The 12,881-nt window shown below is 69.5% G+C and carries 13 protein-coding genes, 1 other RNA gene and 1 pseudogene; 8 read left to right on the plus strand and 7 right to left on the minus strand.

Annotated elements, in window-relative coordinates; all coding sequences use genetic code 11:
- Positions 1-32: 32 nt before the first annotated feature.
- Both ACZ7MF_RS35415 and ACZ7MF_RS35420 read right to left on the minus strand, forming a co-directional pair.
- Positions 33-1,217 (minus strand): sensor histidine kinase, encoded by a 1,185-nt coding sequence (locus ACZ7MF_RS35415; RefSeq protein WP_471482286.1) that lies wholly within the window; start codon positions 1,215-1,217, stop codon positions 33-35.
- An 8-nt stretch (positions 1,218-1,225) separates the two neighbouring features.
- Complete coding sequence (locus tag ACZ7MF_RS35420) at positions 1,226-1,882, minus strand: response regulator transcription factor (protein ID WP_471482287.1); 657 nt, start codon at positions 1,880-1,882, stop codon at positions 1,226-1,228.
- A 130-nt stretch (positions 1,883-2,012) separates the two neighbouring features.
- On the opposite strand from ACZ7MF_RS35420, the gene ACZ7MF_RS35425 reads away from it, so the two are divergent.
- From ACZ7MF_RS35425 to ACZ7MF_RS35445, 5 genes and pseudogenes are all read left to right on the plus strand, one after another.
- On the plus strand, positions 2,013-2,528 hold the full coding sequence (locus tag ACZ7MF_RS35425) for a hypothetical protein (protein ID WP_471482288.1): 516 nt from the start codon (positions 2,013-2,015) through the stop codon (positions 2,526-2,528).
- A gap of 14 nt (positions 2,529-2,542) precedes the next feature.
- Entirely contained in the window at positions 2,543-3,760 is a 1,218-nt protein-coding gene (locus ACZ7MF_RS35430) for an efflux RND transporter periplasmic adaptor subunit (protein WP_471482289.1), read from the plus strand.
- A complete protein-coding gene (locus ACZ7MF_RS35435) occupies positions 3,757-4,470 on the plus strand; it encodes an ABC transporter ATP-binding protein (protein ID WP_471482290.1) in 714 nt (237 codons plus the stop codon). The genes ACZ7MF_RS35430 and ACZ7MF_RS35435 overlap by 4 nt, the downstream gene beginning before the upstream one ends.
- A gap of 11 nt (positions 4,471-4,481) precedes the next feature.
- Positions 4,482-5,654 carry an ABC transporter permease gene (locus ACZ7MF_RS35440; RefSeq protein WP_471482291.1) on the plus strand — a complete coding sequence of 391 codons (1,173 nt, stop codon included), beginning with the start codon at positions 4,482-4,484 and terminating at the stop codon, positions 5,652-5,654.
- 419 nt (positions 5,655-6,073) lie between these two features.
- A pseudogene (locus ACZ7MF_RS35445) lies at positions 6,074-6,391 on the plus strand (NADP-dependent oxidoreductase); the annotation flags it as partial.
- Here ACZ7MF_RS35445 and ACZ7MF_RS35450 read toward each other — a convergent pair.
- Complete coding sequence (locus tag ACZ7MF_RS35450) at positions 6,330-6,914, minus strand: MFS transporter (protein ID WP_471482292.1); 585 nt, start codon at positions 6,912-6,914, stop codon at positions 6,330-6,332. The pseudogene ACZ7MF_RS35445 and the gene ACZ7MF_RS35450 sit on opposite strands and share 62 nt — an antisense overlap.
- A gap of 489 nt (positions 6,915-7,403) precedes the next feature.
- Positions 7,404-8,081: a DUF3159 domain-containing protein gene (locus ACZ7MF_RS35455; RefSeq protein WP_471482345.1), complete on the minus strand. Its 678-nt coding sequence runs from the start codon at positions 8,079-8,081 to the stop codon at positions 7,404-7,406.
- A gap of 532 nt (positions 8,082-8,613) precedes the next feature.
- On the opposite strand from ACZ7MF_RS35455, the gene ACZ7MF_RS35460 reads away from it, so the two are divergent.
- Positions 8,614-9,228 (plus strand): acyl-CoA thioesterase, encoded by a 615-nt coding sequence (locus ACZ7MF_RS35460; RefSeq protein WP_471482293.1) that lies wholly within the window; start codon positions 8,614-8,616, stop codon positions 9,226-9,228.
- 194 nt (positions 9,229-9,422) lie between these two features.
- On the opposite strand, the gene ACZ7MF_RS35465 is transcribed toward ACZ7MF_RS35460, so the two are convergent.
- From ACZ7MF_RS35465 to ACZ7MF_RS35475, 3 genes are all read right to left on the minus strand, one after another.
- Positions 9,423-9,674, minus strand: a complete 252-nt coding sequence (locus tag ACZ7MF_RS35465; protein ID WP_471482294.1) for a hypothetical protein — start codon at positions 9,672-9,674, stop codon at positions 9,423-9,425.
- Between the two features lie 592 nt (positions 9,675-10,266).
- Positions 10,267-10,669, minus strand: an RNA gene (gene rnpB / locus ACZ7MF_RS35470) — RNase P RNA component class A.
- A gap of 50 nt (positions 10,670-10,719) precedes the next feature.
- Positions 10,720-11,301, minus strand: coding sequence for a Uma2 family endonuclease (locus ACZ7MF_RS35475; RefSeq protein ID WP_471482346.1), 582 nt, complete (start codon positions 11,299-11,301; stop codon positions 10,720-10,722).
- A gap of 175 nt (positions 11,302-11,476) precedes the next feature.
- On the opposite strand from ACZ7MF_RS35475, the gene ACZ7MF_RS35480 reads away from it, so the two are divergent.
- Positions 11,477-12,238, plus strand: coding sequence for a MerR family transcriptional regulator (locus ACZ7MF_RS35480; RefSeq protein WP_471482295.1), 762 nt, complete (start codon positions 11,477-11,479; stop codon positions 12,236-12,238).
- The gene (locus ACZ7MF_RS35485) at positions 12,235-12,849 is read left to right on the plus strand and encodes a hypothetical protein (protein WP_471482296.1); all 615 of its coding nucleotides are present in this window, start codon (positions 12,235-12,237) and stop codon (positions 12,847-12,849) included. Before ACZ7MF_RS35480 ends, ACZ7MF_RS35485 begins: the two co-directional genes overlap by 4 nt.
- Positions 12,850-12,881 lie beyond the last annotated feature (32 nt).

Raw genomic sequence — 12,881 nt, forward strand, 5'->3', positions numbered from 1 at the left:
CACCGGAGGAAGAGCCTTCGCGCAGGGGCCTCTCACCGTGGGAGGGCGGTGGTGACCACGAGCCCGCCGCGTTCCCGGGGTGCCGCGGTCACATCGCCGTCGTGGGAGCGCGCGATGGCTCGTACGATCGCCAGGCCGAGGCCCGAGCCCCGCTCGGAGTCGATGCGGTCGGCTCCCAGGCGGCGGAAAGGCTGGAACAGCGCCTCGATGTCCTGGCGGGCCACCACGGGGCCGGTGTTCTCGACCGTGAGGGTTGCGGTGCCGTGCGGGGTGGTGCGGGTGGTGAGGCGGACCCAGCCGTTCGGTTCGTTGTAGCGGATGGCGTTCTCGAGCAGGTTGTGGATGATGCGCTCCAGCATCACGGCGTTGCCCGAGGTGGCGGCGGGCCTGGTGTCGAGCCGGAGGCCGATACCTGCTTCGGCTGCCTGCGGCTGGTGCAACTCGGCGATATGACGGGCAAGTTCGGCGAGGTCGACGGGTGTCCGGTTGGTGACCTCTGTCTCGCCCTTGGCCAGCGCGAGGAGGCCGTTGATCAGTCTTTCGTTGCGTTCGTTGACGGCGAGTAGTGAAGTGCCGAGGCGTTTGGTGTCTTCGCTTGCGGTCTTGCGGCGCAGGGCCACCTCAAGGAGGGTCCGGTTGATGGCGAGGGGCGTGCGCAGTTCGTGGGAGGCGTCCGCGATGAAGCGCTGCTGGTCCTGGAAGGACTTCTCCAGGCGTCCCATCATCGAGTCGAAGGTGTCGGCGAGCTGAGTGACCTCGTCGCGGGGGCCGGTGAAGGCCAGCCGCTCACTGAGGTCGCCGCCGGAGGTGATGCGGCGCGCGGTCTGGGAGATGTGGTTGAGGGGACGCAGCACGCGGCCGGCCATCAGGTAGCCGAACAGCGTGGCGACGACGGTGAGCACGCCCAGGGCGAGGGCGCCTTGACGGAGCAGAGACTGCAGGGTCGCGGCCCGGTAGCGGTCCTGGAGTTCGCGTAGCTCGGGACTGCCGGCCAGTCCGGCGGCGGGCTCCGACGGGAGGCTGTGGGTGGACGCTTCGGGTACCGGGGCGATCCCGCCCTCCTTGGTGATCTGCACGGCCACGCCGTCGAACCGGTCGGTCAGTCCCGCGTCGAGCAGCAGATAGGTCACGCCGAGCAGGATCACGCCGCAGGCCATGAACAGGGCGCCGTACAGGAGCGTGAGCCGGACGCGGATGGCGAGACGAGGCAGTCGCAAGGTGAGCCTCATGGGATCTGGTACCCCGCGCCCGGGACTGTCTGGATGACCTGCGGCGGCCCGAGTTTCTTGCGCAGTTTCATCACGGTCACGCGGACAACATTGGTGAACGGATCGATGTGCTCGTCCCAGGCCCGCTCCAGGAGTTCCTCGGCCGAGACGACCGCGCCGTCCGCCCGCAGTAGTTCCAGCAGGACGGCGAATTCCTTGCGTGCGAGGGATACGTAGTGGCCGTCGCGGTAGACCTCGCGGCGGGCCGTCTCCACCCGCAGGCCGGCCCGTTCGTAGGCGGGCGGACCCGCGGGCTGGGCGCGGCGGGCCAGGGCGTGGACGCGGGCGACGAGTTCCTCGAAGGCGAAGGGTTTGGTGAGGTAGTCGTCGGCTCCGATGGCGAGGCCCTCGATGCGGGAGGGCACATCGGAGGCGGCGGTGACCATGAGGATGCGGGTGCGGCCGCCGGATTCGACGACGGCCCGGCACACCTCGTCGCCGTGTACGACGGGCAGATCGCGGTCCAGGAGGAGCACGTCGTACTCGTTCACGGAAAGGCGTTCCAGAGCGGAATCCCCGTCGTGCACGACGTCGACGGCGAACGCCTCCTCGCGCAGCCCCTCGGCGACGGCGTCGGCCAGCATCCGCTCGTCCTCGGCGATCAGCACTCTCATGATCCCCAGAGTGTCAGAGGCCCGGATAACCAGGGCGTAACCGCCTGCGGTTACGGAGGGGACACCGGGCCCCGCCTCTACTGGTCCCCGACGCCGGGAGAGACCCGGCACAGAAGGGACTGCCGAGCGCATGCGTACCATTTCGTGCACCAACTGGGGGCTGCTGGCAGCCATACCGCTGCTGAGCCTGAGCCTGGCCGCCTGCGGGGGCGGCACCGGCGGGAACGCCGACGTCGCGTCGGCCGGCGGCGACAAGAAGGGGGGCGGGCAGCAGCTCACGCCCGCGGAGAAGACCAAGAAGTACACCGCCTGCCTGGCCGAGCGGGGCGTGGCGCCGGGGAGCGGGAAGGCCGGCGAGGACGCGCCCAAGCAGACCGCGTCGCCCGACGAGGTGCAGGCCGCGCTCGCGGCGTGCAAGGAGTTCGCACCCACCGCGCAGGACATGCAGAAGGCACCGAAACCTGACGCAAAGCAGCTCGAGCAGGCGCGCAAATACGTCAAGTGCCTGCGGGCCAACGGCTATAACGCCCCGGATCCCGACCCGGAGACAGGCGGCATACCGCTCGACCAGGACGCGAGCAACATGGACGAGCTGCAGGCGGCCGCCGAGAAGTGCACGGCCGTCAACCCCGCAGCCCAGCGGTGACGGGCGAGACCGACATGACGCACACACCCGAATCCACCGACGACGAGACGACCCGGATGCACCAGTTTCCCTCTCAAACGGACCCGGTAAAGGATCCGTCAGGGGCCTCGCCGGGCAGGTCACCAGACGGCCCGCAGTACGCCCCACCGCGTCGCCGCCGTGCCCGCACCACCGCCGCGCTGATCGCCCTCGCGGTCGTCCTCAGCGGGGCCGGCGTGGCGGCGTACGGCTTCGGCGGCGGCAACGGCGAGAAGTCCGAAAAGGGCAGCGGTCTGCCTCCGGCGACCGCACTGGTGACGCGCTCCGACCTCGCCCAGCAGGACACCGTCACCGGCAGCCTCGGCTACGGCGACAAGCAGCCCCTGACCAGCGGCGCGTCGGGCACCGTGACCTGGCTGCCGAAGCTCGGTGCCACCATCAAGCAGGGCCAGAACGCGCTCAAGGCCGACGGGCGGCCCATCCTCCTCATCCACGGCGACACACCTCTCTACCGCGAACTGCGCGCCGGCACGAAAGGCCCCGACGTCGCCGAGGTGGAACGGGCCCTGGCCGCCCTCGGCTACACCGGCTTCACCGCCGACGAGGAGTACTCCGACCAGACCGCGGCGGCCGTCAAGCGCTGGCAGAAGCACCTCGGAGTGCCACAGACGGGCACGGTCAAGCCCGCGGACCTGGTCGTTGCCGACGGTGAGATACGCGTCACCGGCCAGGAGGTGAAGAAGGGACAGAAACTCCAGCCCGGCTCACCCGTGCTGACGTACACCGGCACCAGCCAGCTTGTCGTCATCGACCTCGACGCGAAGAAGCAGAAACTCGTCCGCCGTGGCGACAAGGTCACCGTCGTTCTGCCCGACGGTGCACACGCGGCCGGGACCATCACCTCCGTCGGCAAGGTCGCCAGCGCTGAAGGCGGGGACGGCGCGCCGGGAGAGGGCGACGGCAAGACCGTCATCAAGGTCACGGTCCAGATCGACAAGAAGGACAGGGGAAAGCTCGGCAGCTACGACGGCGCGCCCGTCGATGTGGAGATCACCTCCGCGGAGAAGAAGAACGTACTGACCGTGCCCATCTCCGCGCTCCTCGCGCTGTCGGAGGGCGGCTACGGCGTCCAGGTCGTCAAGGGCTCCGTCAGCAGCACGGTCGCGGTGGAGACCGGCATGTTCGCGAACGGCCGGGTCGAGATCACCGGCGCCGGCCTGAAGGCGGGCGACAAGGTCGGGGTGCCGCGATGAACCACAACGTCGTACGCCTCGACCACATCACCCGCTCGTACGCCGGCGGCGTCACCGCCCTCGACGGCGTCTCGCTCGACATCCGCCGCGGCGAGCTGGTCGCCATCGTCGGGCCCTCCGGGTCGGGCAAGTCGACCCTGCTCAACATGATCGGCAGCCTGGACCGACCCAGCAGCGGCACCGTCACCGTCGACGGCCACGACATCGCCGGCCTGGGCGACCGGGAGCTGTCCGCGCTGCGCGCGCTCAGTATCGGCTTCATCTTCCAGCACTTCCACCTCACCGCGGGCGTACGGGCCCTCGACAACGTCGCCGAGGGCCTGCTGTACGCGGGCATCGCGCTCGCGGAACGCCGCCGCGCGGCCTGCTCCGCCCTGGAGCGGGTCGGCCTGGGCCACCGGGTGTACCACCGGCCGCACGAGTTGTCCGGCGGGGAGAAGCAGCGCGTCGCGATCGCCCGCGCCCTGGTCGGCGGGCCGAGCCTGCTCCTCGCGGACGAGCCGACCGGCGCCCTGGACTCCCACTCCGGCACCACCGTGATGAACCTGCTGCGCGCCCTGAACGCCGATGGCACCACCGTCGTGATCATCACCCATGACCGGGAGATCGCGGCCTCTCTGCCCCGCCAGGTCCACGTTCGCGACGGGCGCATCGTGCACGACTCCGCCCAGAACGCCCAGGGCGACGTTCAGGCGGTGTCCGCGTGCTGAAGGTCTCCCGCATGAGCACCCGCGACGTCGTACGCGTCGGCGCCTCCGGGCTGCGCGCCCGCCCGCTGCGGGTCTTCCTCTCCGCGCTCGGCATCGCCATCGGCATCGCGGCGATGATCGGCGTAGTGGGCATCTCCACCTCCAGCCACGCCGAACTGCAGCGCACTCTCGACCGCCTGGGCACCAACCTCCTCACCGCGTCCCCCGGCCGGACCTTCACCGGCGGCGAGGCCAAACTCCCCGAGCGTTCCATCGACATGGCGGGCCGGATCGCCCCGGTCGAGTCCGCAACCGGCACCGGCAAGGTGACGGCGTACGTCTATCGCAACGACCACATCCCGGCCGCCGAGACCGGCAGCATCAACGTCAAGGCCGCCCGCCTCGACCTCCTGGACACCGTTGGCGGCTCTCTCGCCCGCGGCAACTGGCTCAACGCCGCCACCGCCAAGTACCCGGCCGTCGTACTCGGCAGCGGCGCCGCCGGCCGCCTGGGTATCGGGGACGTCGGCCCGGACATCCGGGTCTGGCTCGGCGGTCAGTGGTTCAGCGTGGTCGGCATCCTCGACGAGGCGCTCCTGGCACCCGAGCTGAACGACAGCGCGCTCGTCGGCTGGGACGCCGCCAAGCGGTACCTGGGCTTCGACGGACACCCCACGACAATCTACGTCCGCACTGCAGACAGCGCGGTCACGTCCGTACGCGACGTCCTCGCCGCCACCGTCAACCCCGAGGCTCCCACGGAAGTGACCATCAGCCGCCCCTCGGACGCCCTCGCCGCCAAGGGCGCCACCGACAAAGCCTTTACGGGCCTGATGCTCGGCCTCGGCGGCGTTGCGCTCCTTGTCGGCGGGGTCGGCGTGGCCAACACCATGGTCATCTCCGTCCTGGAACGGCGCGCCGAGATCGGCTTGCGCCGCGCCCTCGGCGCACGGCGAGGCGACATCCGCACCCAATTCCTCGTGGAATCGCAGTTGTTGGCAGGACTCGGCGGGATCGCCGGAGTCGTCATCGGGGTGGGCGTCACCACCGCGTACGCCGTCGCGCAGGACTGGCCGGCAGTCGTCCCGGCCTGGGCGATGGCAGGCGGCCTGCTCGCCACCCTCGTCATCGGGGCCCTGGCCGGCCTGTACCCCGCCGTCCGGGCGTCCCGGCTGCCCCCGACGGTGGCGCTGTCCGGGGCCTGATTCCAGGCAGGCACGTCCAAGGTCTGGATACCCGATCGCGTCGTGCCCGTCCCACTCCGGAGCTGCTCGATGATCCTGCTCGATACGAACGGAGGCCCGCGTGCCTCAGCACGAGCTGCCGCACGCGGTGGGGTCATGACTGTGCACGCGAACGCGCCCCTCACCCCGGAAGGGCGTCTCCGGTTGCGGCTAAGCGTCGACGCTGGACACCCCATCGCGCACATCGCGGCGGAAGCCCAGATCTCGCGTCGCTGCCTAGCGAGGGCATCGCCGACCTGGTGGAATCGCTGCGGCGGCAGACCAAGTACGGGCCTGCCCGGCTCACCGCAGAACTTGGCGGCTGCACGCCGTCACCGTGGCGCCGGCCACCGCATCCTCGTGTGTCGCGGCCTAAACGGACTGCGCGACCTCGACCTGCGGGGCGCACCCTTCTCGTCGAGAGCGTCGAGAGCGTCGAGGGAGGGGTGGGGAGCGCGGCAGGCGTGATCGCCGTAGCACAAGGTGCCACCGTCGTAGGGACAGCCAGCCAGTGAACGCAACCACTCCCCAACTCTCTCGGCGCCGCCCCACCACCTACGGCCGGCCTCGCACAGCGCCTCACCGCTCTCGCTCCGCACTGCGTCGACCTGGCACTCGACATTGCGGGCTCCGGCTCGCTGATCGACCTCGTCGCGATCACGGGCGACCCGACGCGCGTCGCGACGGCCGCCGACCAAGCAGGCGGGTGGCGCCTGGGCACCCTCCACTGCATCTGGTCGACGCCTCGGCGAGGCGCTCCGTGCTGGTGGTCGTCTTGAGCGGCTTCTCCTCGATGAACAGGACGGCGATCAGCGCCAGCAGGGCGAACGGGGTGGCCCAGAGGAAGAGTTCGGCGGTGGCGACGCGGTGGGCGAGGACCGCCCCGAGGACGCTGGTGCCCACGGTCCCGCCCATGCTGCGCGAGAAGGACGGGACGGAGGCCGCGCTGCCCAGAGTGTCGGCGGAACCGTCGTTCTGCGCGGCGAGGACCAGGTTCTGCATCAGCATGCCGACGCCGGTCCCCAGGACGGCCATGTAGACGCTCAGCAGGACAAAGGGCGTGTGAGACCCGATGGTGGACAGCAGGGCGAGGCCGGCGGTCAGGAGGACGGTGCCCGCCACGAGGTACCGCTTCCACCTGCCGGTCGCGCTGATCCGGTGTCCGGCGATCGTGGAGGCGGCGAGTGATCCCAGGACCAGCGGCAGACTCATCAGACCGGCGGTCGTGGGCGACTTGCCCATGGGGCAGTGCGTTGGCGACCACGGTTCCGGCGAGGATGGCGACGAACAAACCGGCCACCAGTCCGGAAACCGACTGAAGCACCTGCCGGGGCGGCACCGTCACCGCTTCCGGCTTCGTCGCAGGGGAACTGTCGTCGACAGACCCACTGCTTCGCCGATCTGGTCACCGCTGGTCGCGGCAACGCCCTGCTCCCAGAAGAGACGCGACGCCTCCCGAGAGTTCTCCAACCGAATCCGGCAGCGCCGCTGCTCGCTCATCCCAGGTCCGACGCGATTGCTCACCTGCATGAGGTCACCTCGTCATTCAGCCGTGGGACAAAGACGTCGTTCAGCTGCGGCCATGCCGGCGAAGGGCCTGGAAGTGCCCGGCCGTGTGCTCGCAGCGGCGGTGCGGAGGTCGGCAACCCCACAAGAGACGACGCCCAAATCGGCCGTAGTCGCTCCGCGGTGCGGACGCGTGTGCCGGACGGGGAGCGGGGAGGGCGTCGGTTAGCTGCGCTTGGCGGGCAGCAGCCCGACGGCCTTCAGTCGCTTGTCGGAAGCCCGGGCGGCCCAGGCAACGGCCAGGAACGCGACGGCGAGGAGCGGGTAGCCCATGGCGATCTTGGCGAAGCCCAGGGAGCCGACCTCGTCGGCCTCGTAGAGGTACTGCTGGACGGCGAACCGGGCGCCGAAGATGGCGGCCAGCACCAGGGTGGCGATGTCGTAGTAGAACCGCGAACGCTTGTCGACCCGCCAGACGGTGCCCTTGCCGGTCGTCGAGTTCCAGATCAGGCCGGCCAGGGGCCAGCGCAGCAGCACGGAGAGGACGAAGGCGACGGCGCCGGCCAGGCTCAGCCAGATGCCGATGAGGAAGAAGTCCTTGGCGGATCCCGTGTACCAGGAGATGCCGGCGGCGATCGCCACGCCGAACATGCCGCCGAGCGCGGGCTGGATCGACTCCTTGCGCATCAGCCGCTGCACCGCGATGCCCAAGGCGACGAGCAGGGCGGCGAGGATGCCCACCTTGAGTCCCCTGGCGTTGTTGGCGACGACGAACACCAGAGCGGGCAGCGCCGAGTAGATGACCCCCTTGGTGCCGCCCGCCTGTTCGAGCGCCGACTTCTTCTTCCGTTGGTCTGTCGCCTGCACGTCGGTCGCCGCCTCCTGGGGACTGGTGGTCTGCATGGTGATCAGCTCTTCCGGGTTCGTCTTGGGGGCGAGATTGCACGTCACTAAGTGACATATTGGCATCACGTGACGAACGGAGCCACCTCGCGCGACGTGACCTGAATCACGCCTCGGCGAAACCCCCGCTCAGCGAGTCGCCCGTCATCACGTGGCGATCAGGGTCCGTACGACGGTGCGGCGATCACGGCGTTGATGCTGATCGGACCCTCGGGAGGTGTCCCGCATCGCGCGGTGGTGAACGGATCGAACAGCGCGATGCCGCCGAACCAAACCTCAGGTTGACCGGCTCCCACGCGGCACGCCGACCAGCTCGTGGTCGGATGCGTGGCGTTCGAGCCGTGGCTGATGGGCCTGCCACGGTGCAGCCGCACTCCGCCGCTCGCTGTCCGAAGCCTTCCTGACAGGGCGTCGGTGCGCGGGGCGATCAGCTCGGTGATCTCTGTGCGGGAGAGCCGGATTTCGACGTGCTTTTCACACGTGGGCAGACCAGGCGATGTCGGCATCGTCTGAATCAGGGAGGAGTGGTCCGGTGGCTCGAACCCTCGATGCCATGCAGCTACCGGAGACAGCTACGTCGACAACTGCCCGTCCACGCCCTGAACGCCTGCAACGTGCCCACTACTCGCACTGGGTCACGCTACGTTCCCGGATCGGTGACGTCGACTCCAACCAGCACGTCAACTTCATCGCATTGACCACTTGGTACGACGAGGCCGTCGCCGCCTTCACCTCGCACTCGATTGGGACAAGTGGTGCGGGCTCGGTGCCAGATCTGCCCCCTTCGTCATACCAGATCCAGTATCTCGGTGAGGTGACCTACCCGGGCGACTACGAGATCGGACTAACGGTCCGCTCCGTCGACGCCGACTCCGTGCACTACGAACTCGGTATCTTCCACGACAGCACCTGCCTGAGCATGGCCGACGCCGTCGGCCCACGCGGCGAACTGACCTCCGAAGCCCTGAAGGCGGCCCCGACGGGCGGACTGACCACAGTCCTCCCGGGGACAGGCCCAGGTACATCCCGGCATCGCGGCGCCACTGGGCCCGATCCGCGTCTGCGGAGGAATGCCCTGATTCTGGGACTCGATCCAGCGACTTCTGGAGGCTCTGCCGCCCCTGTGGGACTCCGTTGGCCGATGTGACGTGGGTTTTGTCGATCAGGCCGTGAGGCTGAGGACAAGTTGTTCGTAGTGGGAGACTCGTGTCGCGCCCAGGGGGTTCCGGTCCACCAGGCGTCGAGACGGTAGAGGTTGAGAGCCGCCGCGGTCAGGACCTGGGCCAAGGCGGTCTTGGCGAGGCCGCGATAGCGAGTACGTCGGGTGCCGGTGCGCCGCAATCAGTTGGCGCCCTCCCGTGAGAAGGCGGCGAAGTCCTCGGTGATGGCTCCGCCCATGAGCCAGATGTTCTGCACGGTGCTCGCCACCGGACCCTTCGACGGCAGATGCGCCGCGCCGTGGCGCGTCACGATGTCGATGACGTCGTCGGTGAACTCCGACGGGTAGGCGCCCTTGGTGTACGAGCGGTGGTCCGGCGGGGCGATCGCGTCGAGCATGCTGCTCGCCACGGACCAGGGAACGGGCTGCACCACCTTGACGACGGCCGGGCCCAGGGCCGCGAGCCCGTCCGTCAGCGCTCACCGAGAATGAGACCCCGAGCCCCGAGTTGCTCGCGCATCCGCAGAGACGTTCCAACAGGATCAGCCGCGCAGCTCACAACCAAGATCCGGACCATACGCGGGCCAGGGCTCACCAAGGTCCCCTCGACCCTCGCGTTTGCCCTGCGATGTGCGGCCACGCGATCACTTTCACAGCCTGTTGAGGGCAGCACCGCGGACTCTGGCACCAATCCAGCGCCAGGCCCTGAGAGCCACCGTGCCACGCCGAGCGTCACAGTCGTGCAGGATTCCAATCCGACTCTCACGGACCGACATCCGTTCGCTCTGCCCGGGACACGCCGGACGATACTTCCGATCCGTCCGAGGATTCCCAACTCACCGATAGCCGGCTCCCGGCCACACCTCACACCGAAAGAGCGTCCGATATTCCCGTCTATCCACCCACGGATCAGACGGCGCGGATAACGCGCGGACCGGAAATTCGACCCGGATTCGAGCCGGATTCGACCCGGGCAGTTTGTTCAGCGAGTAAATATACGCTCTGACCTGCGGAAATATAGAGCGGCAGACGAGTCGGGCTGTACGCCGGGTTCTGTTCCGACGGGGCCTCGCGGTCCCGTCGGCGACGGCCATCCATCTAGGACCGGCGTTGCCACCGGCCTCCAGCGGTCTACCCGCGGACTCGGGCGGGCAGCCCTCGAACGTCCGCGCAGAAGCACCGAGGCGCTTCCTTCTTGACCTTGCTCCGGGTGGGGTTTACCTAGCTGCCCAGGTCGCCCTGGGCACTGGTGGTCTCTTACACCACCGTTTCACCCTTACCGGGGGCCGAAGCCTCCGGCGGTCTGCTTTCTGTGGCACTGTCCCGCGGGTCACCCCGGGTGGCCGTTAGCCATCACCCTGCCCTGTGGAGCCCGGACGTTCCTCGGGAAGTCCCGTGAGGGACTCCACGCGGCCGCCCGCCCGGCTCGTCTGCCGTGTGGACCATGGTACCGGGCGTGGGGGCGGCCCTCGGACGGGCTCAGAGGAAGTCGGTGGTGTCCAGGTCGAAGGAGAAGGGGGCGGGGAGGGTGAGTGACTTGCCGAGGGGGCGGGTGCAGTGCTCCCGGTAGTCGTCCCGATGGTCGATCTTCTGCGGGGTACTGAACAGCGTGATCGAGGAAGCATGCCGGTCGACCAGCAGGTAGAGGGGGATACCGCCACCCGCGTAGCAGCGGCGCTTGGCGTCGCGGTCGACCTGGGGTTTGCTGGACGTCACCTCCAGGACCATGGCGACTCCCTGACAGGGCATCCAGGGGTCGGCGCCGCGATACAGACGCAGCTCGGTGGGGGCGAAGGTGGCGTCCGGAATGGCGTGATCCAGAGGAAGGTCAAGTCCGCCTCTGAGCTTCAGCCCCTTGTTCCCGGAGACGTCCATGTCCGTCCTGGACCTCCTGATCACCTGCTTCACGATCAGGTTGATGTAGTCCTCGTGATCCCCGTCCGGCGGCGGCGTCACAACGATTTCCCCCTCGATCAACTCGGCCCGGAAGCCTTCCGGCGTGTCCAGGGCGAGGAACCCCTCCAACAGGACATCTGCCTGCGTCAGCGGCTCGTGGGCCATGGCAGTCATGTCACGCCCCTCCTTCGGTCGCTCGCCAGACTGGGACATCGGCTGATCACCTGTCCGAGAGATCGGGAACCGTTCCCTCGATCGTGGCACAGGAACGAGGCCCCTGTCCGGAAGGCGGGCCCGTCGCGCTTGACCCTGTCGCAACGTCAACGTTTCTACTGAGGTCATGCGGATCGGAGAACTCGCCGACGCGGTCGGCGTCACCACGCGGACGGTGCGGCACTACCACCACCAGGGCCTGCTGCCCGAGCCGGAACGGCTGGCCAACGGGTACCGGACGTACACCCTGCGGCACGTCGTCGTGCTGGCCCGGATCAGGCGGCTGACCGAGCTGGGGCTCGGGCTCGCGGAGGTGCGGGACGTGCTCGCGGACGAGACCGGGAAGGACCTGGGCGAGGTGCTGGCGGAACTGGACGCGGATCTCGCGCGGCAGGAGGCGGCGATCCGGGACCGCCGGGCGCGGTTGCGGGTGCTGCTGGAGACCGAGGGCGGGCTGCCCGCCGAGGGGCCGGTGTCGCCGGAGCTGGCCGGGCTGTTCGCCGGAATGGGGGACGTGTCCGGTTCGCCGATGGCCCTGCGGGACCGGGAGATGCTGGCCCTGATGGAGAGCACCGTGGCTCCGGAGGACCGGGAGGGGCTGCTTGCAGCGTTGCGCGGGGCGCTCGACTCGCCGGGGGCGGTGGCACGGGCGCATCGGGCGTACGCGCTGCTCGACGAACTGGCGGAGGCCGGAGCCGACGATCCCCGGGTGGCGGGGGCCGCGCGGGCCCTGGCCGACTGCATCCCCGCCGAGCTGCTGCCCGCAGAGGGCGTCGACCTCGACTCCGGCCACGGCGTCCTGCGTGCCATGTACGCCGACTTCGCCCCGGGACAGGCTGAGGCGATCCGGCGGGCCATGGAGATCGTCTCGCGGGAGCGGCGGTCATGAGCGGCCCGTCCTTCGTCACGGTCCCGTACCTCCTGGTCCGGCACGAGCTGCGGTTGCTGGCCAGTCTGTGGCTGTGGGCGGCCCGGCGGACCCACGGGGCGGTGGCCGGAGGGGCCGTCTTCGGGTATGCCCGGGGGCAGGGCGCGATGATGGCCGGGTTCGGGTTCGTGTGTGTCGTCGAGTCCGTGATGATGTCGGTGCTGCTGCGGGACTGGCCCACGGTGCACCACGTGGTGCTGGTCCTGGACGTGTACACGGTCGTGATCGTGGTCGGGCTGCACGCCGCGTCCGTGGTCCGCCCGCACGTCCTGGACCCGGCCGCCGGGACGCTGCGGATCCGCCGCGCCGTCCACGTCGACGTACGGATACCGCTGGAGCGGATCGCCTCCGTCCGGCGTGAGCTGCGCGCGACGCACGAGCGGGCCGACGGCGAGCTGGATCTCGCCGTGGGGTCCCAGACCTCCGTCACCGTCGAACTCGCCGAGCCCGTCACCCACGTCTCCTTCTTCGGGCGGCGGCGCGAGGTCCGTGTGGTGCGCTGCCACGCCGAGGATCCCGGGGCGCTCGTACGGGCCGTCGAGCAGGCACGGGAGGGGCACGCCGTACCCTGATCGGGGGCCCCAGCTCGATGTGAAGGAGTGCG

It is taken from the genome of Streptomyces sp. NPDC111628 (assembly GCF_055635195.1).